The organism is Pseudomonas sp. TH06 (assembly GCF_016651305.1).
Taxonomy (GTDB): Bacteria; Pseudomonadota; Gammaproteobacteria; order Pseudomonadales; family Pseudomonadaceae; genus Aquipseudomonas.
Genome location: NZ_JAEKEC010000001.1, coordinates 1,101,193 through 1,124,229, shown reverse-complemented (window position 1 = coordinate 1,124,229; position 23,037 = coordinate 1,101,193). Strand labels below are relative to the sequence as shown.

Genomic DNA, 23,037 nt, shown 5'->3' with positions numbered 1-23,037 from the left:
ACGCAAATTCTCCACCTAATAGATTAGGCCGCTCAACGCAGCGGAGAATTTGGTAATGATCGTTTTGAACAGAGAAGTGGGCGAATCGCTACGGCGCGACAAATATGTCAACGTCCAGGGTGGTGACTTCAATCTCTACGGTCATTTTGCCGACTTCGTCAGACTGACCAAAAGTTGGGAAAACATGGAGCCTGACAGCTACTACGGTCAGGCCGAAGCCGGCATGCGTTACCGTCGTTACAGCGACTTTGAGTACAACCCCAAGACACGCGAACTGAAACAACTTGAGCATCGCGCGTACGTGCAATCCAAGGAAAACAACGCCTATGTGGGCGGCCTGGTGCGGCACTTCCAGGACTTCTCCGATGAAGTCATCGAATCGCCCGTCATGCGCAGCCTGATCGATACCGATTTTGAAGTGTACAAAAGCGTCTTGCCGGAAGAACTGCACGATGAAATCTGGCAATGCCAGATTCATCAGATCCGCATCGAGATCAAACCCGGCAAACAACTTGAAATCACCCCGGAAGGGATTCACTGCGACGGCTATCCGTTCAGCGGTGTGCACTTCTGGGGCCGCAACAATGTCGAGGGGGCCGAGAGTCGTTTGTACGACATCCACGAGCATCAACTGGCGTCGACCACCTACCAGGAAATCCTCGATACCACGTACTTCCTCGATCGCGACATGCGCCACTACGTGACTCCGGCGCGTAATACTCACACCCATGCCATGGCGTACCGGCAGATTCTGGCGATTTCTTTCTCGCGGCCCGGGACCGCTTTCGACATTGTTCGCTAATCAGATCACCCCAATCGACGGCGTCGAGTGCTCGACGCCGGTGGTGCTGCGCCGCGCCACCGCCAAGGATGCGCAGCGCATGGAGCGCTTTTTTCGCCAGTTCGACGAAGTGTCGTTCTGCGAATGGCAAGACGCCAAGTGCCTGCGCAGCGTGCTGATCCAGAAAACCACTACCGCCTATCTGGCGTTCGACGTGGCCGGCGAAATCGTCGGCGCGGTGCTCGGCGGCATGCTCGGCAGCCGTGGCACGATCAATCATCTGGCCGTCAGCCCGCGCTATCGCAGCCAGGGCGTCGGTCAACGTCTGGTTGAAGCAGCGTCGTCGGACATGAAAAGGGTGGGGGTGTTGCGGATGTTTCTGTTCGTCGACGATGCTAACCTCGCGGGCAAACGATTCTGGGCTGCCCAGGGTTTTTGCGAGCCTCATGGCGAACGGACATTTGAGAGGGATCTATGAATGAAACGTCCGGCAGTGCGCCGCTGATGGTCAACCATCAGCCGTCGCGCACGTTTGCCGAAGCCAGCCCGGTGGTGGCCGGGTATTTCACGGTGTCATTTGTATTCGGCTTGATGGCCGTTAACGCCGGGCTGCCCATGTGGTTGCCCGTGGCGATGTGTCTGTTCGTGTACGCCGGCGCTTCACAATTCGCTGCACTGGCGTTGATCTCCAGTGGTGCGTCGCTGACCACCATTGTGCTGACCACTTTCCTGATCAATGCGCGACACATGCTGATGTCGGTATACATGGCCAAAGCCCTGCGCGCCTTGGGCCTCAGTCGCGTGGAGCGCTGGTGTTACGCCGGCGGTCTGACCGACGAATCCTTCGCTTTCCACAGCGTAAAACTCGGCACTGGCGCACCGGTAAACGTGCGTTATCTGATTGGCTTCAACCTTTTCTGCCACACGTCATGGGTGCTTGGCGGCCTGCTCGGCGCTGTGTGCGCGCAGTACGCCGCGCACTTGATCAAATATCAGCTCGATTATGCGCTGACGGCGATGATGCTCTATGTGCTGGTGTCGCTGTGTAATACCCGCAACAAAATGATTGCAGCCGCTGCAGCAGTGATTTGCATGGGCGCGCTGAGCCTGGTCGGCAGCTCGCCGTTTAATGTGTTTATCGCCACGTTTGTGGGCTGCGGAGTGGGTGTATGCCTGACCAAACGTTCCTGATTCTGGTGGTCGCGCTGATGATGGCAGTGACCTTCCTACCGCGCGCCTTGCCACTGCAAGTCAACACCGAGCACTGGCCGCCGTTCGTGGCGCGGGCGCTGGAGTACTTGCCGGTGGCGATCGTCGCTGCGATCAGCCTGACTCCCTTGTTGATCAAGGATCAGCACATACAGCTCGATCGCCCGGAATTCTATGCAGCGATTCCGACGTTGTTATGTGCGTATTTCAGCAAAAACCTCTTTCTCAGTGTGGCGGTTGGGACGGCTGCGTACATTGCGCTCGGCTCGTTCATGTAACGGCAGATCGACGACGTCGCTCAGCGCCTGATTGGACAAATCAGGATTGTTCACCGCCAGGCGCACTTCGAGGAAATCCTCGAAGCCGGGGAAAATCGTCAGGCCGTTCTTTTGCGCGGCCTCGCGAGAGACCATGCCGACCGCGTCCATCTGTGTGATGAGCGACAGCGTCAGGGTTTCGCTGCACGAATAGACCATGCGCTGGCCGTTTTCGTGATTGCCCAACCCTGCGTCGAGAAAACGCAAAAAGCTGTGGGAATACGGACAATCTTCCGCAGGACGCACCTGAAACTTGTTGCCCAACAACGTCAGCGGGTCGTTTTCCTGGCCGCAATGCGCGCCGACCACCTGCACCTGCACATCCGGCAGGACAATGCTCGGCAAGCCCGGCCGCTGTGGGCCGATCAGCACCGCAAGGTCAAAGTCTTCGTTCTTCAGCTTGCTGAGGTTTTCCATCGACTCGGCGTAGCTGAATTCCATCTGATAATCGGGAAATACCTCGATCAGGCGTCCGATCATTCGCCGATTGAAGTCGGGCGATAACGTGTTGTTCAACGCGACCTTCAACGTGCGTTGCCCTGGCACTTTCAGCGCCTCGACTTTCTCTTCCATCTGTCGTGTGGCAATCAGCACTCGGTCCATATACGGCGTGAGCTCGGTGCCTTGCGGCGTCAGCGTCAGCCCTTTGTTGGAACGACGAAACAAGCGGAAACCGAACTGCTCTTCGACCTTGTTCAACTGCGCGGCCAAGGCCTGCACGGTCAGGCACGAATGCTCGGCTGCGGCCGACAACGAGCCGGTCTGCACGATGCGCATGAGGTTGCGTAAGGTTCTGCTATCCATGGGTAATGCCCTCTGAAGTGGGCTGGGTATTGTTGTTTACGAGACTGCCGATACGGCGCCATATGCCGGCTATATTCCTGCACCTGAGCATAGTTGTCGCGGGTTTAGTAGCGAATTGATGTCCCCGCCGATGGCTGGAGGCTGACACAGGATCGGGTTTTTTGGTGACGTGGGGGTGATTGGGGTCAAAAAATACGCACGGAAAATAACAATTTTCGGTGTTTTTAACATTCTTGTTTGGGGAACGAGCCGGTTCGCAAGCGGATTAAAAGAAAATAAATATTCGTATTTGTACTAGGCTTGAAAGTATGTCACTCAGTATGGAGGCGGCCGTGCCTACCTCATCCCCAGCCCTTACCCCGCGTGAGCAACTCGACGTTCCCGAAGCCGGGCGTGTTGCGTTGAAGTTCTTCTTCAATCTAATGGAACGTTGGGGCTGTAACGCCGAGCAGCAACGCACGCTGCTAGGGGGCGTCGGCAACACAACGTTCTACAAGTACAAACATCTGCCGCCGAACATACGTCTGCCGCATGACACCCTTGAGCGCATCTCGTATCTGATGGGCATTCATAAGGCGTTGAGCATCATCTTCAGCAACAGTCGCGAGCGCGCTTATACGTGGGTCAGCAGTCCGAACACGGCGGCGCCGTTCAATGGGCGGACGGCGCTGGATTACATGCTGGCGGGGAGGGTGGTCGACATCGCTGACGTGCGCCGCTATCTCGACGGGGTGCGCGGTTGAAGGCCCCGCCGCTGGCCGAGTCGCAATGGCCCAAGGCTTATCGGATCGTCAACAGCAGCTTCCCGCCGATTGCGCTGTTCGAAGACGTGCTCGACCCCGAGGATCTGGAAGTCGCCTACGCCATCGAGGCGCTGACCAATGATCGCCTGATCGAACAGGCCGGCGTCCTCGCTCGAGTGCGTCCCGAAGATCGACTCTCCGGCCCGGGTTCGACTCCGGTAATGGCTGCGTTTACCCACATCGGTAAAACCAGCCGCTTTTGTGACGGCACCTTCGGTGTTTATTACGCCGCGAGTAGCCAAGCGGCCGCCATTGCCGAGACGTGCTACCACCAGGAACGCTTTCTCGCGGCCACCAACGAAGCGGATCTTGAATTGACCATGCGCACATACGTCAATCGCGTGGTTAAGCCGCTGCATGATGTTCGTCACGACTTTCCCGATTTACATCAACCCGATCCGCAGGCCTATGCCCCATCTCAAGCATTTGCCCGACAACTGCGCGAGTCTGAATCCTGGGGCCTGCTCTACAACAGCGTCCGCCTGCCGGGGCATGAATGTGTCGCCGCGTTTCGGCCGCCGGCGGTGTCGATTCCGAAGCAGGGCAAGCATCTGCGCTATGTGTGGAGTGCGAGCCAGCGCAGGATTTCGTTTGTGTTTGAGATCAGTCAGGTTTGAATCGCAAAAAGCCCCCGCCGTAAGGCGAAGGCTTCGTATTGGCGGTTTACGTCAATGGCTTCCTGTTGGCGCATCCAGCACTTTCACCACGTCGTCGATCAGTGCCTTGCTTAACTCCTGCAGATACTGCGAGGCATAAGCGTGAAGGTCAGGGTCGCGAGAGACTGTGGAGTCGGCAGTCAGTAGCTTGGAGATGTGAAGCAAGTGTGAGGCGTGCGAGAGGGCGGCTATCACTGGAACACCGCGATTGGTGCGGAACATCGCTTGATTGGCCTGGAAGGAAAAGTGCGTAAGGCCTGGGATTTTCAAATCGAGGTAGTCGGTCATTTCGCTTCACCTGACGTATGTGAGGAAGTGGAGTGAGGTGACCGGTGCGACTGCGCGGCGGATTACGGATGAATCAATGGCATTCATTTGTGAACTCCCTGTATCAAATGAGAGCTGCCAATTCGTTCTCAGGCGAAAGGGTGGCAGCTATGCGCAGGCTGAGAAACCGGAGATACAGGAACCCGGCAGACCCGAAGGTCTCCCACGCACAGCCGCCATTACACGTGAATGCGGACACAAAAAAGCGCCGGCAAACGTGGGTTGGGGCGCTGGTGCGCCTGCATCTTACTCGGGTTCTCAGGCCCGGTCGCCGAATTGGCAGCGACGGGTTTGACGGTAACTAGAGGAGGACAAATGCGCAATCGTGGCCAGGTGGTGGCCGTTGGCATTTCTGTGTAGTGCAACACTTATGTTGCATGTGCAGCAAATATGTTGCACATTCGCTCTACCGAAACGGCGAGTGTTGCACATGAAGTACAGCGAGTTTCGGCGATGGTTGAAAGCCCAAGGCGTTGAGTTTCAAACCGGCAAGGGCAGTCACTTCAAGGTTTCCTTGAATGGCAAATCAACCGTGTTTCCCGACCATGGAGCCAAGGAAATGGGCGAAGGGTTGAGAAAATCGATAATCAAGCAGCTGGGCCTCAAGGATTGAGGCCCAGCTGTACCGATGAGAGGAATCGTGATGTTCGAATATGCGTTGGAAGTTCACGAAGAGCCGGGCAGTGTCTGGCTGACCTGCGCAGAAATTCCAGAGATGCACGCCGTCGGCGAGACTCTCAAGGAAGCGCTGGATACCGCTATTGATGCAATCGAGACAGCGCTGTCGATTTACGTTGATGATCGCCGGTTGATTCCGACCGGTCAGGCAGGAGAACAGGCAAGTGACGTTGTATTGCGTCTGCCTGCGCTGACTGCAGCAAAGGTTGCTCTGTGGAATACCCTTTTGGAGTCAGGTGTAAGCAAGGCCGAGTTGGCACGTCGTCTCGGCGTACAACGGCCCCAGGTCGACCGCCTGGTAGATTTCCTGCATCACTCCAAAATCGAGAATGTTGAGCGTGCGTTGCAGCAACTTGGAAGGCGGATTTCGCTTTCTGTTCAAGCTGCATAAGTTCAGCAAGCGAGTGTTGGAGAAAGTAGCTGAAGGCGAAGAAAGGCATGGCAGATGAACTAAAGCGATTTCAGACGGACTTGCTGAATTCTGTACGTCAGATGAAGGCTGGAAAGGCCGCACGCGTAACGCGGGTGCCGCTCTCGGCGGCCACTGAAGAGCAAAGGAAGACCGAGGTTTCTCAAAGCGCTTTCGCCAACCTAAGCCGTAGCGACACGAGCAAAATAGGGTGGGGAAAATAGGTCAGACCACAGTCTCACATCAAAACGTGGTTTGACCCATCTCATGCCGATTTGCTCGAAATGGCACTACAGATTGGGCATGCATTGACCGACTCAAGCAATCCCACTCCGCATGAGTGATGACATTCGCGGGAGTGACAATTTTCAGGTGTGGACACTTTGTGGACGTTTTCACGATTTGACGTGAAGTCTTTTTAAAACCTAGAAACAACAAAGCCCCTGCATTTCTGCAGGGGCTTCGTTTTGTATGGTGCCGGCACCAGGAGTCGAACCCGGGACCTACTGATTACAAGTCAGTTGCTCTACCAACTGAGCTATACCGGCGTGTGGGCGACGATTATAGCGACTGGGTTGGTTCTGTAAACCCCTGAATTCAGACTATTTTTACGCGAGTGCTCGATCAGGTTCGACGAAGGCGCTGTTCCTGCGGTCCGGCCCTTGAAAACAGGAGCCTGAACGGTTTGGCGCAGGAGGGTGGAGGCTGCGTTTTTCTTGAAAAAATTCGTCGTGACTTGGCGGTTTATGTCGTTTTGATTGGAAGCTTATGCACAACGGATCGACTGGATTGCGCACTTTGGCATGATTTTGTGGAGGCGTTCTCATTTTGTTCGCAAATCCCTGTTTTACAGGTTTTTTATCTATATGAACAAAAAATGACCAGTGGTGTTAAAGCCTCGAAACAGGCATGGATATTGGATCCATGGGAATTCCATCAACAGAGTTATCCACAGGCTGTTCGGGTTTTAAACGCGTTCGGCCAACAACATGAAATTACGTGGCGTGAGCGGCGCATCGCAGAAGGTACCAAGGCGTACGACGTATCCCTGTTCGACGAGGAAAAGTGCTCGATCCAGATTCAGCCAAAGCTCCAGCGGTCGTCGGAACAATCCTCGCAGTAATTCCAGGTTGCGAACTTCGGCCAACCGCTGCCATCCGGCAGCTTCGAGCGCCGGCCAATCTTGCGAGCCTATTGTGGATAACTGTTTGAGGGCGGCCAGATCATGGCAGTAATCGGCGAACGGTTTGTCCAGCCAGGCGCTGGATAGCGAGGGGGTTGGCAGGTATTCGTCGATACCGCGCAGTCGCCGTTGCAACAGGTCGAAAGCGAGGCGTCGGGCCATCGAGGTGTCGCGCTGACGTCGGACTCGTGCACCGGCGGTGACGGTTTCGCTCATCGGTAGGGCAAGATCTTCTAGAGACAATCGTAGGAGCGATTCCAGTCCGGCGGCAGATAACGCCTTATATTCCGTGCGACTTGTGCGGTTGTAACAGCACGGGGCGATCGCCAGTTGTTGGCAGCCGGCAGCACTGGCTAGTTGCATCAGTCGCACATGCAAATCGCCACAGGCATGGAGGGCGACAGGCGTGTGGATGGCACTCAATACATCTGAAGCATTCGTCGCCAGCACATCCTGCTCGACATGCAAGGCATGCAGATGATGACGTTGACTCAACGCCTGACCACTGACAACCAGCGCCGGATCGTATTCAACGCAGGTCAATTGTTGCCCGGCGCCCAACAGACGTCGGCCCAAATGGCCCTTGCCGGAACACCAGTCGAGCCAATGCGTCGGTTGTGAGGCAAAGGACAAACGACTGGCAAACGCCTCGATCTGCTGCCATTTGCGTCCCGGCACATCGACATTCAAGCGATGACCAGCGGCTTCCAGCGCATGCCCTGGCAACTCACCTACCGCGCTCAGCTCAGCCGACAACGCCGCCAATGAAGCAAACGGTTCCGGCGCATCGGCAAGGTCGGCAGGTTGGTTATGCGCGTTTTCCGCATCCTCAAGCGATCGCCCGCGTAGCCACAAGGCCAGCTCCGGGTAGGACGCTTCCCAAGCAAGCGAAAGATGAGTGAAGGGACGGGGTTTCCACAGCGCCTGATGCTTTGTCAGAAAAGCATCCAGCGCGGTGAAGCGGGCGAGTAGGTTCTCGCCCGTCAGCACGTGGGAAGAATCAACGCCCTTGGCAGGCATCGACGCGCAGCCAGCGCTCCAGCAGCTTGAAGCCGCGCACCAGCACGTAGGACATCAGCAGATAGAACACGCCAGCCGCGAAGAAGATCTCCACCGGCAGGTAGGTGCGGGCGATGATCGTGCGGGCCATGCCGGTCAGTTCCAGCAGCGTCACCGTGCTGGCCAGGGCGCTGGCCTTGAGCATCAGGATCACTTCGTTGCTGTAGGCCGGCAGGCCGATGCGCGCGGCACGCGGCAGGATGATGTAGAACATCGCTTTCGGTTTGGACATGCCCAAGGCCCGCGCCGCTTCGATTTCGCCCGGTGGAATGGCCTGGATCGCACCACGCAGAATTTCGGCGATGTAAGCCGCCGTGTGCAGGGTCATGGTCGCGGTGGCGCACCAGAACGGATCGCGCAGGTACGGCCACATCGAGCTGTTCCTGACCACGTCGAACTGTGCCAGGCCGTAGTAGACCAGGAACAGTTGAACCAGCAACGGCGTGCCACGGAAAAAGAAGATGTAGGCGTAGGGCAAAGCGCGTACGTACCACAGCTTCGAAGAGCGGGCGATGCCCAGCGGAATCGCCAGCAGCAGACCTGCGATCACGGCAATGGCCACCAGTTCCAGAGTCAGGGTCGCGCCCTGCGCCAGTTTCGGCAGCCACTTGATGATGATTTCCCAATTCATTAAGCGCTCCTCGCGAAGCCGCGGGCGGCGCGTTTTTCCAGGAAATGCATGCCGGTCATGGCCAGCACGGTCAGGCCGAGGTACATGAGCGCGGCGACCATATAGAAGGTGAACGGCTGTTTCGACACGGTCACGCCGATTTGCGCGTGACGCATGATTTCTTCCAGGCCGATCACTGACACCAGTGCCGTGTCCTTCATCAGGATCATGAACAGGTTGCCAAGGCCCGGCAGGGCGATGCGCCACATCTGCGGCATGATCAGTCGGGTGAAGATCCGCCATTTCGACAGGCCCAGGGCCACGCCGGCCTCACGGTGGCCTTTGGGAATGGCGAGGATCGCGCCACGGAACACTTCCGTGGCGTACGCGCCGAAGCACAGGCCCAGTGCGATGACACCGGCGGCAAAGGCACTGAGTTCCAGATCGGGATTGCCGAAAAACTCACCGAGCGCGCGCATCAGGTTGACCGTACCGAAGTAGATCAACAGCACCCAGAGCAATTCCGGAATGCCACGCACCAGGGTTGAATAAAAGCCGCCAAGCCATTGCAGCGGCTTGTACGGGGAAGTCTTGGCCAAGGCGCCGAGCAGACCGAGCACCAGCCCCAGGCACAGGGCCGAGAGTGCCAGTTTGACGGTCATCAGCGCGCCGGCGGCGAGCGCCGGGCCGAATCCGTAGAGGTCGATAATCATGGATTTCTTTTCAAATCGCGGCAGGCAAGGCCGGGGATCGGCACCGCTGGGGAGCGGCGCCGATCCGGCAGGTCAGAATCAGTAGATGCTGAACGGGAAGTACTTGTCGTTGATCTTCTTGTAGGTACCGTCAGCGACGATTTCCTTCAGCGCGGCGTTCAGCTTCTCGCGGATCGGGTCGCCTTTGCGTACAGCGATACCGATCTTGTCGCTTTCTTCCACCGGGTCGCCCTTGAATTCGTAGGCTTTGCCGGCGTCGCTTTTCAGCCACTCGTAGTTGACGTATTTGTCCGCGAGGATGCCGTCCAGACGACCGGAAGTCAGGTCGAGATAGGCGTTTTCCTGGGTGTCGTAGAGCTTCACTTCAATGCCCGGCATGTTGTCTTCCATGAAGGTACCGGCCAGGGTTGCGCGCTGGGCGCCGATCACTTTGCCTTTCAGGGAGTCCTTGTCGGTCTTGAACTCTTTATCTTTCGGCGCGATGAATTGCAGCTTGTTCGAGTAGTACGGGTCGGTGAAGTCCACCGCGCCCTTGCGTTCGTCGGTGATCGACATCGACGAGATCAGGAAGTCGAACTTCTTGGCGTTCAGGGCTGGAATGATGCCGTCCCAGTCGGAGGTGACGACGCTGCACTCGACTTTCATCTTGGCGCACAGCGCGTCGCCGATGTCTTTGTCGAAGCCGACAACGTTGCCGCTGGCATCTTTGTTGTTGAATGGCGGGTAAGCCGCTTCGATGCCCATCTTCAGGGTTTCGGCCATGGCACCGGCGCTGAACGCCAGGGTGACGGCCGCAGCCAGGAAGACCTTTTTATAGTTCTGCATGCATGTTGCTCCGTTAGCGGTTGCTGGACATGAATTGTTTGCAGCGCGCCGAAAGCGGGTTTTCGAACACCTGCTGTGGCGATCCTTGCTCTTCTACCAGGCCCTGGTGAAGGAACACCACTTCGCTGGAGACCTGACGGGCGAAGCCCATTTCGTGGGTCACGAGTAGCATGGTGCGGCCTTCTTCGGCCAATGCGCGGATGACACTAAGTACTTCCTGAACCATTTCCGGGTCAAGCGCGGAGGTGGGCTCGTCGAACAGGATCACTTTCGGTTGCATCGCCAGCGTGCGGGCAATCGCCGCGCGTTGCTGCTGGCCACCGGACAATTGCGCCGGGTAGGCGTGGCGCTTGTCGGCGATGCCGACCTTGGCCAGCAGTGCTTCGGCGACTTCGATGGCTTCGGCCTTGCTCTGGCCGAGTACGCGACGCGGCGCTTCGATGATGTTGTCGAGGACGCTCATATGCGGCCACAGATTAAAGTTTTGAAACACAAAACCAATCTCGGAGCGCAGGCGATTGATCTGCTTGCCGTCGGCGGCAACCAGTTCGCCATTTTTGGCGGCCTTGAGCTTGAGTTCTTCCCCGGCGACCAGGATTTGGCCCTGGTGCGGGTTTTCCAACAGGTTGATGCAACGCAGGAACGTGGACTTGCCGGAACCGGAGGAACCCAGGATCGAGATCACATCGCCGTCGCGGGCGGTCAGCGAGATGCCTTTGAGCACCTCAAGCTGTCCGTAGCGTTTGTGCAGGTTGCGGATTTCAAGCGCGGGCGTGGCCTCAGCCATGTGCGTTCCTCATATATGTTGCGCTCCTGCTGTTGGTTGGCCTTCCTGGCGAGGCGGCCAAGCTAGCATAGCGTTTCAATGGCAGCCAACAGCGCTGGGAGCGGTAATCGGGTGGCGTGTGGCAGGTTGTCGCATCGGCACAGCAGACTGTCGCCCCATCAACAACCGAACGGGTGTTTGAACGGGCAATCCCGCGGGTGTCGCGTAAAAAAAGGCGCGATGTTGCCAGCTTTGGCGGGGTGTTGGAAGCGCTATCCGGCTGATCGTTCCTGAATCGCCCTTTTATTGTGCATCCCACACTTTTTCAGTGTGTTTCTGGTGCGTTGATTCGTCTTGAAAGTGAGTCGCAGGGTAACGTTCTGGCGAATTGCCATTAATCTCAAGGACTTGCGATGACTGTCCGGTCCGGCTGGAGACCGCGGGCCAGAAGAGTTTGAAATATTTTGGCGCAATTATTGCGTGCAGAATTTGGAACGCCCCGTTGGTTTCTTTTTACGAGAAGGAAAACCAGACGAGACGGACGCAATCGCTTTCCTCGCAAAGGTAGTTTCGATGAGCAGTACCTCAAGCTCCAATGGCCTTGAACAAGGGCTCAAACCGCGTCATGTGACCATGTTGTCGATCGCCGGTGTGATCGGCGCCGGTTTGTTTGTTGGCTCCGGCCACGCCATCGCTGCCGCCGGCCCTGCCGTGCTGCTGGCCTACGCTGCCGCCGGCACCCTGGTGGTACTGGTGATGCGCATGTTGGGCGAAATGGCAGTTGCCTCGCCGGACACCGGCTCGTTCTCGACTTACGCCGACCGTGCTATCGGGCACTGGGCCGGTTTCACCATCGGCTGGTTGTACTGGTGGTTCTGGGTGTTGGTGATTCCGCTGGAAGCCAACGCCGCTGCGACCATCCTGCACGCGTGGTTCCCAAGCGTGGGGATCTGGGCGTTCGCACTGATCATCACCATGTTGCTGACCGTGACCAACCTGTTCAGCGTAAAGAATTACGGCGAGTTCGAATTCTGGTTTGCCCTGATCAAAGTGCTGGCAATCATCGGCTTCATCATCCTCGGTCTGGCGGCGATCTTCGGCTACCTGCCGAACAGCCAGGTCAGCGGTGTTTCGCACCTGTTCGACACGGGTGGCTTCCTGCCGAACGGCATGGGCGCGGTGTTGGGCGCGATCCTGACCACGATGTTCTCGTTCATGGGTACCGAGATCGTGACCATTGCGGCCGCGGAATCGAAGAACCCGGGCAAGCAAATCTCCAAGGCCACCAACTCGGTGATCTGGCGGATCGGCTTGTTCTACCTCGTGTCGATCTTCATTGTTGTAGCGCTGGTGCCATGGAACGATCCTACGCTGGCCAACCTCGGTTCCTACCAGACCGTGCTTGAGCGCATGGGCATTCCTAACGCCAAGATGATCGTCGACATCGTGGTGCTGGTCGCGGTAACCAGCTGCCTGAACTCGGCGCTGTACACCTCGTCGCGCATGCTGTTCTCCCTCGGCAAGCGCGGTGACGCACCGGCCATGGCGACCCGCACCAACAAAAGCGGCACGCCTTACTGGGCGGTAATGCTGTCGACCGGTGCTGCGTTCCTCTGCACGTTCGCCAACTACGTGGCTCCGGCCGCCGTGTTCGAGTTCCTGCTGGCCAGCTCCGGCGCCATCGCGCTGCTGGTGTACCTGGTGATCGCGTTCTCGCAACTGCGCATGCGTAAACAACGCGTGGCGCGTGGCGAGACAATCGTCTTCAGCATGTGGCTGTTCCCGGGCCTGACCTACGCGGTGATCATCTTCATCGTCGCGGCCCTTACCATCATGCTGTTCCAGGAAGCCCACCGCGTGGAGATCCTCGCGACTGGCCTGCTGAGCCTGATGGTGGTGGCTGCCGGTCTGTTGGTGGCGCGTCGTCGCAAGCTGGAAAAACGTGGTGCGGTGGTGTTGAACTGATCCGTAACGCGTAATGCAAAACGGCCGCTGTCAGTGATGACGAGCGGCCGTTTTTGTTTGTGCTACCGGTGGCGAAATATCTGCGCTTCAGATCCGGATCAGCTTTGCTCTCGCGAGAGCATGAAGTCTGGGCTGCATTTCTCTCCGTCGAACCATTCATCCCAAGTTGTTTGCTTGAGAGATTTAACAGGTTCGCTTTCGAAGATGGCTGCTGTGTCTTCTGCCTTCGGAATTTGCTCACCCTTGCACGAGTCTGTTGTCTTCATCTGACTTCCTTTTCCTGATCGTGCGTGGACGTGAGGCGCAAAAAATTACTCGGCTTTGGGTTCGGTATCTTCCACCGACTTGCTGTAAGTATCCAGCGCAACCCCGAAATCGGTGATGAACTGTGGCTCGCTCAGCCAGGCCTGGGCTTCTTCGATCGTTACGCCTTCGGCCCACATGCGGTAGTCGATCAACATGTCGGCGGCCAAGTGGGTGGCGGCCATGCCTTCGTTGTCGGCGTTTTCCATGTCCAGCAGGTCTGGATGGTCAACGATGATGAACGCCAGTTCACGCAGCAGCGTCAGCAGCATTTCGTTGCGGCTGATGGCTTCGGCGTCGCGCATTTTGCTGAACATCGCCAGGGTGTATTCCGGGATCGGCTCGGCGAGGTGGTCGAGGTCTTCGTCCTGATCCAGAGGTTTGCGGCCGACCATACGGATTTGCTTGGCTTTGGCCTTGGCGCGTTTGGCGCGTTTCTGTTGCTTGTTCAGGGATGCCATGGGAACTCAGTTCTTCTGTTGGGTTTGTGCAGCAATCGCATCGGACGCTGCTACATAGTCGGCCTGAAAGGCCGGCGATTCGATCCACGCCAGTGCGCCGGCCTCGTCGGTTTCTTTCGACCACTGGCGGTACTCGATCAGCGCCGCGAGGATGAAGTCCATCGCGCCTTCTTCACCTTCCTGTTCATAGACCAATTCCAGCAGCGGGTCTTCGAGGAACGCGGTGCACAGGGCTTGCTGGCTGATCTTCTCGGCGTCGATCATTTTCTTGAACAGCTCGGTCAGGTCCACCGATTCGAAGTCGATGCGGTCATCGTTCGGGTCCAGTTCTACCGGCGCCTCGGCGCGTTTGGTGCGGTTCTGCTTGGCCTTGGTCTTGGCCCGGGCGGCGCGTTTTTGCTGCTTGTTGGCGGAGGCCATGGTGTTGTTCCGTGGTGCGTTGGATGGGCTCAGCTGCGCGGAATTTGCCGCCCGGGGGTGTCGGGGGCCAATTCACCGGTTTGCAGCCAGGTCAGAGCGATGGGCCATAGTGTGGCTTGGTATGCGCTGCGAAAAAAGGCGAAATGTCCGACTTGTTGTTCGCCGATGTCTTGCGGTTCGATGCGCAGGTGGGTTTTCGGGGCATTGCTGAAGTAGGCGAGCAGGCGTTCGATGGCCGGGATGGTGCCGTAGGGATCGTCGCTGATGCTGATTGCCAGGGTTTGTGCGCGGACTTTGTCGAAGGGCAGGGCGCCGCTTTTTTCCATGAGTGCGCGACCGCTTGGGCGCCGTTCGAAACGCGGGGCAGGCGTGCTCCAGTCGCGCACAACGCCGGTTGGCGTGTCTTCCAGCCAGCCGAGGCGCTTGCCGGGGAAATAGCCGCAGAGCAGCGTCACCAACGGCATCAGCAGGTGCCATTTGCCGAACATGCGCCAGCGGTGTTCGGGCGCGTAATCGCGCCAGTAAGCGAACTGTGCGCCAACGGTGACCAGCCGTCGGATAACCTGTCCGGATTCACCGAGGCCTGCCGCACAACCACCAAAACTATGTCCGACCACATCGATGGGCTGACCGGGAAACTCCCGCTGCGCGCGTTTGAGCATTGCCTCGAAATCCAGCACGCCCCAATCGGTCCATGAGGCGTGCAACCCTTTCATCGAACCGGGGCGCGATTCGCCGATGCCACGGTAGTCGTAGGTAATAACGTCGAAACCATTGGCGAACAGATAGGCCGCGAAACGCGAGTAATGACGGCAGCGCACGGAAGTGGCGGCATTGATGATCACTACCGGGCGCTGAATAGCGGGCAGGGCATGTCGCCAGGTGAAACCGCCAAGGACAAAACCGTCGGCAGCGTTTTCCTTGAAGGCTTCACCCTGCATCTCAGCTGTCGCTGATGGCTTGCGCTGCACGTTTTCCAACTCAGGCGTGTCGTGAGAACTCATGGCGCTCGATCTTCGCGGGTAGCTGCCAACAATAGTCCCGGCGCATCCAGGGGACAATCCGCAGCGCTTATTCTGTGGACTCGGTGAGCAAGCGCTCCTCGATCAGTGCCTGCTCTTTTTGCAACTCCGCTCGTAGTTCTTCCACACTTGGCAGTACCGTTTTGTAACTACTGGCGAACAGTTGCTCATTGCCTTTGAGTATTGAAACTTTTTTCTGTGCTTGGCGAGTCAACTCGCCAAGCTCCCCCAGCAATGAATCGATTTTCGGGTCTTGCGTGTCAGCAGGTTTCAGCGGGCTCATCAGGTCTTCCACGTCGTTGGAAACAGGAACACAAGATTGCCAACAGTCGCTGGCCAAGGATGTCAGGCGAGCCTGTGAAGTCAGCAGGAAGACGGGATCGGTGTTGCAGGACGTTGCTGGGAAAGGGTGCTTTCGGTGGCTTCGGTCTGTAGTCCGTTTCGTACACGACCCAAGTTCAAATCATTCTAAAACGCGACCTGTCTGCAGCCGATCCAATGAAAGGTAACGGTTGGGCTCCACGAGAGCCCGGGAGTCGCCATCATGAAACGCGTTTTTTCATTTGTACTGTCCGTCGCCGCAGTCGCCGCCCTGTTGTTTCCGGTGATGCTGCAGGCAGCCAGTCTTGAGCCGATCAACAGTGCAGGTGTGCAAGTGCAGCAACAACAGCAAAACGGCACCCGATATCTGGCCGGCGGGATCGGAGAGGATGAGGCGAAAGCCATTCAGCAATCCAGCGGTTACAACCTGCACATGACGTTTGCGGTCGGCGCGCAAGACGAGTACACCGCCGACGTCGATGTGACGATTCAAAAGACGGGGCAAACCGTGCTGACGCTGAATCAGACGGGCCCACTGGTGTACGTGCAATTGCCTCCCGGCAAATACACCGTCGTGGCCACGCGCAAAGGCGAGCCACGACAGGATGTTACGGATGTTGGCGGCGGTGCTGCACGCAATCTGGTGTTCCACTGGAACGACAACAGCTAGCGGGTTTTGGTTTTGCGCTTTGGCTGGGTTGCAGGCCGGGATATACGATTGACCCAGTACCATCCCGGCCCTGCGGCCAGTAACAGCAGAGCGAAGCATCCATGCCAGACAATCTGGAACCAATACAGGCGCGGTTGGGCGGCGAGGGTATAGGTTCTGGCCGGGCCGCCACGGGTGATCATGGTGATGGAGCCCTGTACCAACCCATCGAATATCAGGTAGCAGAGCATCCCGCCGAGACATACCAGAAGCACGCTGAACAGAATCGTCAGGCACATCGACAGGCGGCTCTGGCGATACGGCGGCGGATGGGGCAGGGGGATGCGGGTTCTTTTCTGGTTCATGAGTTGGCTCTGCGAACATCCTTTCGCGGTCAGGAAGCCGCCGGTTCTTCCTGTCGCTCAATCAGTGTCTGTGGCACAGGCGACGGTCGCCCGGCGAGGTGCGCGCACTCGGCAATCACTTTCAGGATCTCGATCACGCCTGGGGTCAGCGCTGTACCCAAGCAGATGCGCACACCCGTAGTCGCCTGCCCGTCGGCGAAGAAAATTTCGCTGCCGGCCACATGGCATCCACGCTCGGTGGCCAACGCTTGCAGGGTCGGCATATCTGTGTGCGCGGGCATTTCGATCCAGTGAATGAATCCGCCACGCGGTGGCACATAAACGGTTCCCACAGGGAAGTCCGTGCGCACCAGCCCCTCGACAAAACTTGCCAGCGATGACAGTTGCGACCTGAGTCTGGCGCAGTGCTCATCCATGTAACCGCGCCCGATGAATTCGTTGAGGACATTTTGCGCAAGGCTGGACACCGCCAGATTGCGCGAAAACATTTGCGCCAGAATTGCGTTGCGGTACTTGCCGGCCAGACACCAGCCGACGCGATAGCCGGGAGCGATGGTCTTGGAGAATGACGAGCAATAAATCGTCTGCCCGGTGGTGTCGTAGCTCTTGATGGCGCGCGGGCGTTCGGTTTCCGGCACCAGATCGAAGAAGATGTCGTCCTCGATAATCGGCACGTCCGCTTCACGGGCCATCTGTGAGAGTCGGGCACGGGTTTCATCGGGCATGACGAAACCACGGGGATTTTGCAGGGTTGGGTTGAGAAAGATCACCGAGACTTTTTTCAGCTTCAACGCTTCTTCGAGGTGATCGACGTCGAGGCCCAGTTTGCCGTGCGTACGGATCGGCAAGGCACGCATGCCCAGGCGTTCGATGGTCTGCAGGATGCCGTAATAGGTCGGGGTTTCGATGGCGACCGTAGCGCCTCGCGATGCAACGGCTTCCAGAGCCAGTTCGAGGGCTATCGTGTCGCCCGAGGTCACCAGAATATCGTCCGGCCCGCAGACCACGCCGCGCGTCAGCATCAGCCCGGCGATGCGTCGTCGCAGTGCCGGCAAACCCGGCGGGGCGACCAGACCGGTCAGCGAGTTGTCAGCCTTGCCGGCCAGCACCGAAAGGCATTTGTTGAGCAGCACATTGGGTGTGAGATCGCTGTGCAGGACGGCGGAGTTCAACGATGCGGTGGTGCGCGAAGCCGCCTCGGAGAGCATCGCCACCACCGCATGATTGACGTTGACGGTGACACTGGAGAAATCGAAACCGCTGGCGGGTTTTGCCTGTCCCGAGGCCGAAACGAAATAGCCGATGCGGGGTTTGGTCGAGACATAAGCATCGGCCTCCAGATCTGCCAGCGCGCGCTGCACGGTGGTGATGCTGGTTTCAAACATTCTCGCCAGGGTGCGGATCGAGGGCAGTTTTGCCGAGGCTGCCCACTCTCCACTTTCGATCTGACGAATAATCCAGTCCTTGACTATCCGCCAGCGCTTGTCCGGTAAATCAAACCTGTCCATAAGTTCTCTGTTATGTCTCGAAACAATTCAGAGAAAGTAGAGCAAAACGATTCCCGTTGCAGCAACTATGACGATGTTGAGGGCAACCAGTCCGAAGGCGAATCGAATCAGGTTGTTTTCTTCCTGCCGGTTGGCGCCCGCCAGCCCGATGATCAGCGACAGAATCGACAGCGACCCCAGCGCCCCGTGTCCGGCGGCACTATTGACCATCGCCGCCAGCCACGCCCCGTGTTCACTGCTCAGTGCGGCAATGGACGGCATCACGAGGGTGTTGCCGCCGACATTGGAGCCGGTGACATAACCGGCGATACCCGCCAGCAACGCGATGGTCGGCGCCAGGGAAATCCCCGACAACGATTGCAGCGTGCGCTGTGCTTCAACCAGAAATCCGGCGTTGACCATCACCTGGGACAGCAGCAGAAACAGGAAAATCGTCGTGACCGGAAACTTCGCCCGGTTGAACAGTGCGCGCCACGGGAACCCCGTTGCAGCGCTTTGTTTGATCGCCATCAGCAGGGTGACGATCAGCAGCGCCAGCCCCGGGGATGCCAATGGCTTCCACGAAACGTGCTCGCCTTTGACGATCCACAGCGCATCCCAGCCTGACAGAACAAACAAGCCACGCGATGCCACGATCACCCCCAGCAGAGCGAGGTAAGGCCACGCCGCATTCGGCCAGCGCACCAGTTTTTTCCGTTGCGCGTAGGAAATGCCCAGACCTACGCAGGCCACGGCAAGACCCGCCAGCACGCCGGACACTTCCGGGCCGATCCACAGGTTGATGGAGAACAGCACCGCAACGAACAGCGCCGTTACCACGACCAGTCCGATCCACGGTGAAACCGAACGGATGCCGCCCTGCCACATGGCAATCGCGGCGAGGCAGAGGAACACCGGCGCACTGATCAGCGCCGAATGGCTGCCGAGGGTTTCTGCCGGCAGGTGCGCCAGCAGCGCGCCGATCACCGTGGCCAGGCCCAAGGTGCCCCACGGCATGATGACCATGCCGGCCAGCGCGATTTTCATCCCCGACTGACGCGTGAACAGGCCCATCAACAATGGCACAGTGGCGATCAGCGAGACGCCGAAACCGGTCATCGCTTCAAGCAGCGGCGCCAGGCCCAGCACGATGAAGATGACTTGCGCCGGCGGTGTCCAGCCCAGCTCCTTGACCCAGGCGCCAATGGCTTGCGGCGCGCCACCGCGTTCGACCAGGATGACGAAGGCCAGCCCCGGCACGATCACGCACGCGGTGCTGAGAAACAGGATCGCGGTGTCCTGAAAAATCGCCGAGCTGATCGCCGCCGACACCGGTCCGGCAGCGCCCAGTGCCCACAGCACCAGCACCAGCACCACGCCTGCCAGCGCGGCTTGAACCGGCGGCCGGCGGACGATCAGGATCAGCGCGATCACCAGCGCGATCGGTGACATTTGCAACAAGAGAGAGCTCATACACAGTTTTCCTTAACTTAATCGTGAGTCTGCCCGCTGTACTCGGTCGCCCGCATGGACGGACGCTCACAAAAAGTCTGATACCACTCGGTCAGGCGTGTCTGAGCGGAAAAGTCCGATAGCTGGCGAAAGGCGATCCAGTCGAGCGCGGTCGCCAGGGCGATGTGGCCAAGGGTGATCGGACCATTGAGGTCGACGTGCTCTTCAATAAAGCGATAAGCCTCTTTGAGTTTGAACGCCTGACCCTCGGCGTAGGCCGGATAGCGCAAGGCTTGCGGACGACGCTCGACTTCCCAGCGCAGCTTGATGCCAACATCGCACATGCCCTGCGCCAAGGCCTGCAGACGCAAGGCCTTGTAGCGCTCGGGGCCGCTGGCCGGAATGAATTTCAGGCCGTTGCTCAGATCGTCGAGGTACTCGCAAATCACGATGGAGTCGAATAGCGCGCTATCGTCGGGGAGGATCAGCACCGGCACCTTGCCCAACGGGTTGGCCTTGTAGATGACCTCGTTCGGCGATGTCGGGCTGGTTTCGTGGTGGATGACTTCCAGGCTCGAAGCGATCCTGAGTTCGTGGGCAAGCACCAGCACTTTGCGGGCGTAGGGTGAATGCGTCTGGTAGAAAAGTTTCATGCTGGAGTACCTGCCTCAAGAATTGCAGTGGCGGCTCGATGGGCGTCCATGAACAGGCGCGAGGGCGCACCCGCCGACGTGACGTAGTGGTTGTAGTAGCAAGAACCTTCGGCGAGCGGGCCAAGTACCCAGAGGTTGCGCACGGGTTCGCCTGCGTTCGACTTGGGATGACACGCCGCGTCGACGTCGATGCCGTCGATGCCCGGCACGTCGGTACGCGGGCGGATCAGCCCGAGGCGCGCGAGATCGCGTACCGGTGCGCAGTCGCTGTTGGTCACGCCGCTGCTCTGGACATAGCCGGCGACACGCTTGTAGTTGTCGATCGCTGGTCGAGAGCCCGGCTTGAGGAATGTCAGCAGGCCGGCGTCACACAGGGCCAGCAGGTCGGCGTGGCGCTCTTTTTGCGGACCGGCGACGAGGCGGTTGATCGCCTTGTGCCAACGACCATAGAACTGCCGATGCGAGGCGTCGGTCAGCCCGTCGAAGTCGACCGCTTCACGCAGTCGGTCACGCAGATCGCGCCAGACTTCGATGGCCGCTTTGATCGCCGACTCACCACGGCCCAGCCGCGACTCGTGCAAGTCGGCTTCGAGCGTGTCGTAGATCCAGGCGTGATAGTTGTGCGGTGTGACATTGTCCGGCAGTGCATGCCAGATCAACGCCTGCGGATTGATCGCGCCGCCGGTGGCTTCGTAATCACGCAGCAATGCTTCGCAGGCGACAACACCGGCAGGCCCGGCAACACTGACGTTCCTGAGTTGGTCGAGTGCCTGCGTCGGTTCTGCATGCGCAACGGCGACGGCCGCCGCACGCATCTCCAGCAGCATCAACGGCAGGATGTCTTGCTCGAAATCCAGCTGCCGGTTCGGTGCATTGGCTCGCAAGGACTCGATGCGCGCACTGGTGAGCAGCACAGCTTCATGACGGGGGTACTCGATCAGGCCGTTGGGACGTGTGCGGAAAGGCAGGCCGTCGCGCGACTGGATAAAGATCACCGGTTCGCGACCTGACGGTTGATAGGCGTGACTGGCGTCGGCCATGCGCTTGTAATGACCGCCCCGGCCAGAAGTGAGCGCCGCCAGGGTGTCCATCGCGCCGAGGCCCAGCCCTTCAATCAGCACGGTTTCGCCGGGTTCGATGGTGTCGAGGCTGCCAGGCAGCGGATAGACGTCCTCGATGCGGTTGCGATCAGCCAGGCGCAGGCGACCGGTATGGCCGACCGTCAGGATCAGCCGATCCACCGTCACCGCCTCGCCTGATGCGGTGTGTAGAACGTACTGCTGAGCCTCATTGCTCTCGACCGCCGTGACAGCTTGCTGGTGAAGATTCACGCTGACCCAGCTCGGTGCCGTAGCGAGGATTTGCGCAAAGGCATCCGCCAGATAAGCGCCGAGCAGATGACGCGGCAAAAAATCCTGCGCTTCGACATCGCGTCCATCGGCGGCGAGCAAGCCGCTGTCCGGATCGACCTTGATGCGCTGCTCACGGCACCACGTCAGGAAGTCTGCGCCCGGCCTTTCGCGCGCATCCGCCAGGTTTCCAAACGCCGCCGCGTCGGGGAATACCCCGAGCTGACCGGCGACAGTATTGAGCAACAGGTAATTCGGTTGATCCGGCCAGTGCGCACCGCTACCGAACACATTGGGCTCGAAAATATCGATGACAACCGGTTGCTCCGGGCGCTCTTCGGTGAGACTCAGCAGGCGTTCGAAAATCGACAGCCCGCGCGAACCGCAGCCCACCAGACCGATGTTCAAAGGCGCCTTCACCATCTGCGCTCCTCTCCGAAGAAGGAGGGGATGGCGACCGCCGAGCCATCCTTGACGGCGATGTCATGGATCATCCGGCCAATCGCCAGATCGAGGATACCCATGCCGAATGGCGAATAGATCAGCGGTTTGTCTGTGGCAACTTGCAGATCGCCGCGAATCAATTGCGCCACCGTGCCGGTGACGAAGTTGCGATGACCGTACTTCTGCTCGGCCAGATGCGGCGAGGTATTGGCCTTCAGGCAATGGGTCACATCGTCGAAGTAGTTGTAACTTTCTTCGATGATTTCTGCGCCGATATCCCGCAACGAGATGTTCAGCACGATCTGCCCCGGACGGAATGTACCGCTACCTTTGACGTAGGGTTCGCCGGCGCTGGTGGCGAACACCACGATGTCGGCGGTGAGTGCATCTTGCAGCGACAGCAGCTGCACATCCGGAACCCCGAGCTGTTTGCCGAATGCCGCCAGCGCTTGAGCAGATTCGGCGTTGAGATCGTGAATCCCCACGCTGTCGAACGACCAGTCATCGGCGATAAACGTTTCAAGGATGTTTCTCGAAATCACCCCGCCCCCAATGATCGACAGTCTTGGTGCGCTTTTGCGTTGGCCATTCAGCCACCAGGCGCCGAGCACCGCCGAGGCGGCCGTACGCACGGCACTGATCAGCGCGCCTTCCAGCAGCGAATAGGGATAACCGGTCTCCGGATCGTTAAGGATCAGCACTGCCGAGGCGCGCGGGATGCCCGACTTGATGTTGTCGGGATAACTGGCAATCCACTTGATCCCGGAAACGGACTGATCGCCCTCGCTGTCGACGATGGCCGCCGGCAACGCAATGATCCGGTTTGCCGGTTCCGCCGGAAAGCGCAGGAAGTAACTGTCGGGGTTAACCGTCTCGCCACGTTCGTGGGTCAGGTAAGTCTGCGCGACGATCTCGATGGCTTCCTGACGAAGGCCGTTGAGGATGTCCTTGACGACTGCGCCGGGAATGACGTGGAACGGTTGGATCGGGTTCTGTGTGGTCATGG

General features: G+C 58.6%; 27 protein-coding genes, 1 tRNA gene and 2 pseudogenes. 11 read left to right on the top strand and 19 right to left on the bottom strand.

Annotated elements, in window-relative coordinates:
• The first annotated feature begins 55 nt into the window (after nucleotides 1-55).
• The 4 genes from JFT86_RS04955 to JFT86_RS04940 all read left to right on the top strand — a co-directional run bounded on the left by JFT86_RS04955 (nucleotide 56) and on the right by JFT86_RS04940 (nucleotide 2,268).
• The gene (locus JFT86_RS04955) at nucleotides 56-802 is read left to right on the top strand and encodes a 2OG-Fe dioxygenase family protein (protein WP_166218415.1); all 747 of its coding nucleotides are present in this window, start codon (nucleotides 56-58) and stop codon (nucleotides 800-802) included.
• 79 nt (nucleotides 803-881) lie between these two features.
• Nucleotides 882-1,259: a GNAT family N-acetyltransferase gene (locus JFT86_RS04950; protein WP_201238554.1), complete on the top strand. Its 378-nt coding sequence runs from the start codon at nucleotides 882-884 to the stop codon at nucleotides 1,257-1,259.
• Nucleotides 1,256-1,972, top strand: a complete 717-nt coding sequence (locus JFT86_RS04945) for an AzlC family ABC transporter permease (RefSeq protein ID WP_201235956.1) — start codon at nucleotides 1,256-1,258, stop codon at nucleotides 1,970-1,972. The genes JFT86_RS04950 and JFT86_RS04945 overlap by 4 nt, the downstream gene beginning before the upstream one ends.
• Nucleotides 1,951-2,268 carry an AzlD domain-containing protein gene (locus JFT86_RS04940; RefSeq protein ID WP_007952614.1) on the top strand — a complete coding sequence of 106 codons (318 nt, stop codon included), beginning with the start codon at nucleotides 1,951-1,953 and terminating at the stop codon, nucleotides 2,266-2,268. Before JFT86_RS04945 ends, JFT86_RS04940 begins: the two co-directional genes overlap by 22 nt.
• Here the strand turns inward: JFT86_RS04940 and JFT86_RS04935 are convergent.
• The gene (locus tag JFT86_RS04935) at nucleotides 2,185-3,111 is read right to left on the bottom strand and encodes a LysR family transcriptional regulator (RefSeq protein ID WP_201235955.1); all 927 of its coding nucleotides are present in this window, start codon (nucleotides 3,109-3,111) and stop codon (nucleotides 2,185-2,187) included. The genes JFT86_RS04940 and JFT86_RS04935 overlap by 84 nt on opposite strands.
• 332 nt (nucleotides 3,112-3,443) lie before the next feature.
• Here JFT86_RS04935 and JFT86_RS04930 point away from each other — a divergent pair, with 332 nt between their 5' ends.
• Both JFT86_RS04930 and JFT86_RS04925 read left to right on the top strand, forming a co-directional pair.
• Complete coding sequence (locus JFT86_RS04930; protein WP_007961687.1) at nucleotides 3,444-3,854, top strand: MbcA/ParS/Xre antitoxin family protein; 411 nt, start codon at nucleotides 3,444-3,446, stop codon at nucleotides 3,852-3,854.
• Nucleotides 3,851-4,531, top strand: a complete 681-nt coding sequence (locus tag JFT86_RS04925) for an RES family NAD+ phosphorylase (RefSeq protein WP_201235954.1) — start codon at nucleotides 3,851-3,853, stop codon at nucleotides 4,529-4,531. The genes JFT86_RS04930 and JFT86_RS04925 overlap by 4 nt, the downstream gene beginning before the upstream one ends.
• Nucleotides 4,532-4,582: 51 nt before the next feature.
• Here the strand turns inward: JFT86_RS04925 and JFT86_RS04920 are convergent, their stop codons facing one another.
• On the bottom strand, nucleotides 4,583-4,858 hold the full coding sequence (locus tag JFT86_RS04920; RefSeq protein WP_201235953.1) for a DUF3077 domain-containing protein: 276 nt from the start codon (nucleotides 4,856-4,858) through the stop codon (nucleotides 4,583-4,585).
• 469 nt (nucleotides 4,859-5,327) lie between these two features.
• On the opposite strand from JFT86_RS04920, the gene JFT86_RS04915 reads away from it, so the two are divergent.
• The 3 genes and pseudogenes from JFT86_RS04915 to JFT86_RS29200 all read left to right on the top strand — a co-directional run.
• Nucleotides 5,328-5,510, top strand: coding sequence for a type II toxin-antitoxin system HicA family toxin (locus JFT86_RS04915; RefSeq protein WP_041071532.1), 183 nt, complete (start codon nucleotides 5,328-5,330; stop codon nucleotides 5,508-5,510).
• A 30-nt stretch (nucleotides 5,511-5,540) separates the two neighbouring features.
• Nucleotides 5,541-5,966, top strand: a complete 426-nt coding sequence (locus tag JFT86_RS04910; protein WP_201231975.1) for a type II toxin-antitoxin system HicB family antitoxin — start codon at nucleotides 5,541-5,543, stop codon at nucleotides 5,964-5,966.
• A gap of 47 nt (nucleotides 5,967-6,013) precedes the next feature.
• Nucleotides 6,014-6,169 (top strand): annotated as a pseudogene (locus JFT86_RS29200) (transcriptional regulator); the annotation flags it as partial.
• 287 nt (nucleotides 6,170-6,456) lie between these two features.
• Here JFT86_RS29200 and JFT86_RS04905 read toward each other — a convergent pair.
• From JFT86_RS04905 to JFT86_RS04880, 6 genes are all read right to left on the bottom strand, one after another.
• A tRNA-Thr gene (locus JFT86_RS04905) sits at nucleotides 6,457-6,532 on the bottom strand.
• A 419-nt stretch (nucleotides 6,533-6,951) separates the two neighbouring features.
• Nucleotides 6,952-8,187: a methyltransferase gene (locus JFT86_RS04900; RefSeq protein WP_201235952.1), complete on the bottom strand. Its 1,236-nt coding sequence runs from the start codon at nucleotides 8,185-8,187 to the stop codon at nucleotides 6,952-6,954.
• Complete coding sequence (locus JFT86_RS04895; protein WP_201235951.1) at nucleotides 8,168-8,857, bottom strand: ABC transporter permease; 690 nt, start codon at nucleotides 8,855-8,857, stop codon at nucleotides 8,168-8,170. Before JFT86_RS04895 ends, JFT86_RS04900 begins: the two co-directional genes overlap by 20 nt.
• Nucleotides 8,857-9,549, bottom strand: coding sequence for an ABC transporter permease (locus tag JFT86_RS04890; protein WP_166218433.1), 693 nt, complete (start codon nucleotides 9,547-9,549; stop codon nucleotides 8,857-8,859). The genes JFT86_RS04895 and JFT86_RS04890 overlap by 1 nt, the downstream gene beginning before the upstream one ends.
• 78 nt (nucleotides 9,550-9,627) lie before the next feature.
• On the bottom strand, nucleotides 9,628-10,374 hold the full coding sequence (locus JFT86_RS04885) for an ABC transporter substrate-binding protein (protein ID WP_201235950.1): 747 nt from the start codon (nucleotides 10,372-10,374) through the stop codon (nucleotides 9,628-9,630).
• A 13-nt stretch (nucleotides 10,375-10,387) separates the two neighbouring features.
• The gene (locus JFT86_RS04880) at nucleotides 10,388-11,161 is read right to left on the bottom strand and encodes an ABC transporter ATP-binding protein (protein ID WP_025110949.1); all 774 of its coding nucleotides are present in this window, start codon (nucleotides 11,159-11,161) and stop codon (nucleotides 10,388-10,390) included.
• A 552-nt stretch (nucleotides 11,162-11,713) separates the two neighbouring features.
• On the opposite strand from JFT86_RS04880, the gene gabP reads away from it, so the two are divergent.
• Nucleotides 11,714-13,105: a GABA permease gene (gabP, locus tag JFT86_RS04875; RefSeq protein WP_201235949.1), complete on the top strand. Its 1,392-nt coding sequence runs from the start codon at nucleotides 11,714-11,716 to the stop codon at nucleotides 13,103-13,105.
• 98 nt (nucleotides 13,106-13,203) lie between these two features.
• Here gabP and JFT86_RS04870 read toward each other — a convergent pair whose 3' ends face one another.
• The 5 genes and pseudogenes from JFT86_RS04870 to JFT86_RS04850 all read right to left on the bottom strand — a co-directional run.
• A complete protein-coding gene (locus tag JFT86_RS04870; RefSeq protein WP_201231979.1) occupies nucleotides 13,204-13,371 on the bottom strand; it encodes a hypothetical protein in 168 nt (55 codons plus the stop codon).
• A gap of 45 nt (nucleotides 13,372-13,416) precedes the next feature.
• The gene (locus JFT86_RS04865) at nucleotides 13,417-13,869 is read right to left on the bottom strand and encodes a hypothetical protein (protein WP_201235948.1); all 453 of its coding nucleotides are present in this window, start codon (nucleotides 13,867-13,869) and stop codon (nucleotides 13,417-13,419) included.
• Between the two features lie 6 nt (nucleotides 13,870-13,875).
• A complete protein-coding gene (locus JFT86_RS04860) occupies nucleotides 13,876-14,289 on the bottom strand; it encodes a hypothetical protein (RefSeq protein ID WP_025110944.1) in 414 nt (137 codons plus the stop codon).
• Between the two features lie 29 nt (nucleotides 14,290-14,318).
• Complete coding sequence (locus JFT86_RS04855; RefSeq protein ID WP_201235947.1) at nucleotides 14,319-15,293, bottom strand: alpha/beta fold hydrolase; 975 nt, start codon at nucleotides 15,291-15,293, stop codon at nucleotides 14,319-14,321.
• A 67-nt stretch (nucleotides 15,294-15,360) separates the two neighbouring features.
• Nucleotides 15,361-15,516: pseudogene (locus JFT86_RS04850) on the bottom strand (DUF1016 domain-containing protein); the annotation flags it as partial.
• A 339-nt stretch (nucleotides 15,517-15,855) separates the two neighbouring features.
• On the opposite strand from JFT86_RS04850, the gene JFT86_RS04845 reads away from it, so the two are divergent.
• Nucleotides 15,856-16,302 carry a carboxypeptidase regulatory-like domain-containing protein gene (locus tag JFT86_RS04845; RefSeq protein WP_201231983.1) on the top strand — a complete coding sequence of 149 codons (447 nt, stop codon included), beginning with the start codon at nucleotides 15,856-15,858 and terminating at the stop codon, nucleotides 16,300-16,302.
• Here the strand turns inward: JFT86_RS04845 and JFT86_RS04840 are convergent.
• From JFT86_RS04840 to sbnB, 6 genes are read right to left on the bottom strand one after another with little or no spacing between them, the layout of a single operon-like run.
• Nucleotides 16,299-16,646, bottom strand: a complete 348-nt coding sequence (locus tag JFT86_RS04840; RefSeq protein ID WP_201231984.1) for a hypothetical protein — start codon at nucleotides 16,644-16,646, stop codon at nucleotides 16,299-16,301. The genes JFT86_RS04845 and JFT86_RS04840 overlap by 4 nt on opposite strands.
• A gap of 29 nt (nucleotides 16,647-16,675) precedes the next feature.
• Nucleotides 16,676-18,154: a PLP-dependent aminotransferase family protein gene (locus tag JFT86_RS04835; RefSeq protein WP_201231985.1), complete on the bottom strand. Its 1,479-nt coding sequence runs from the start codon at nucleotides 18,152-18,154 to the stop codon at nucleotides 16,676-16,678.
• A 27-nt stretch (nucleotides 18,155-18,181) separates the two neighbouring features.
• Nucleotides 18,182-19,606 carry an L-lactate permease gene (locus tag JFT86_RS04830; RefSeq protein ID WP_201231986.1) on the bottom strand — a complete coding sequence of 475 codons (1,425 nt, stop codon included), beginning with the start codon at nucleotides 19,604-19,606 and terminating at the stop codon, nucleotides 18,182-18,184.
• A 17-nt stretch (nucleotides 19,607-19,623) separates the two neighbouring features.
• Nucleotides 19,624-20,238 (bottom strand): glutathione S-transferase, encoded by a 615-nt coding sequence (locus JFT86_RS04825; RefSeq protein WP_201231987.1) that lies wholly within the window; start codon nucleotides 20,236-20,238, stop codon nucleotides 19,624-19,626.
• Nucleotides 20,235-22,010 carry an FAD/NAD(P)-binding domain-containing protein gene (locus JFT86_RS04820; RefSeq protein ID WP_201231988.1) on the bottom strand — a complete coding sequence of 592 codons (1,776 nt, stop codon included), beginning with the start codon at nucleotides 22,008-22,010 and terminating at the stop codon, nucleotides 20,235-20,237. The genes JFT86_RS04825 and JFT86_RS04820 overlap by 4 nt, the downstream gene beginning before the upstream one ends.
• Nucleotides 22,004-23,035, bottom strand: a complete 1,032-nt coding sequence (sbnB, locus tag JFT86_RS29370; RefSeq protein ID WP_242489226.1) for a 2,3-diaminopropionate biosynthesis protein SbnB — start codon at nucleotides 23,033-23,035, stop codon at nucleotides 22,004-22,006. The genes JFT86_RS04820 and sbnB overlap by 7 nt, the downstream gene beginning before the upstream one ends.
• Nucleotides 23,036-23,037: the final 2 nt, after the last annotated feature.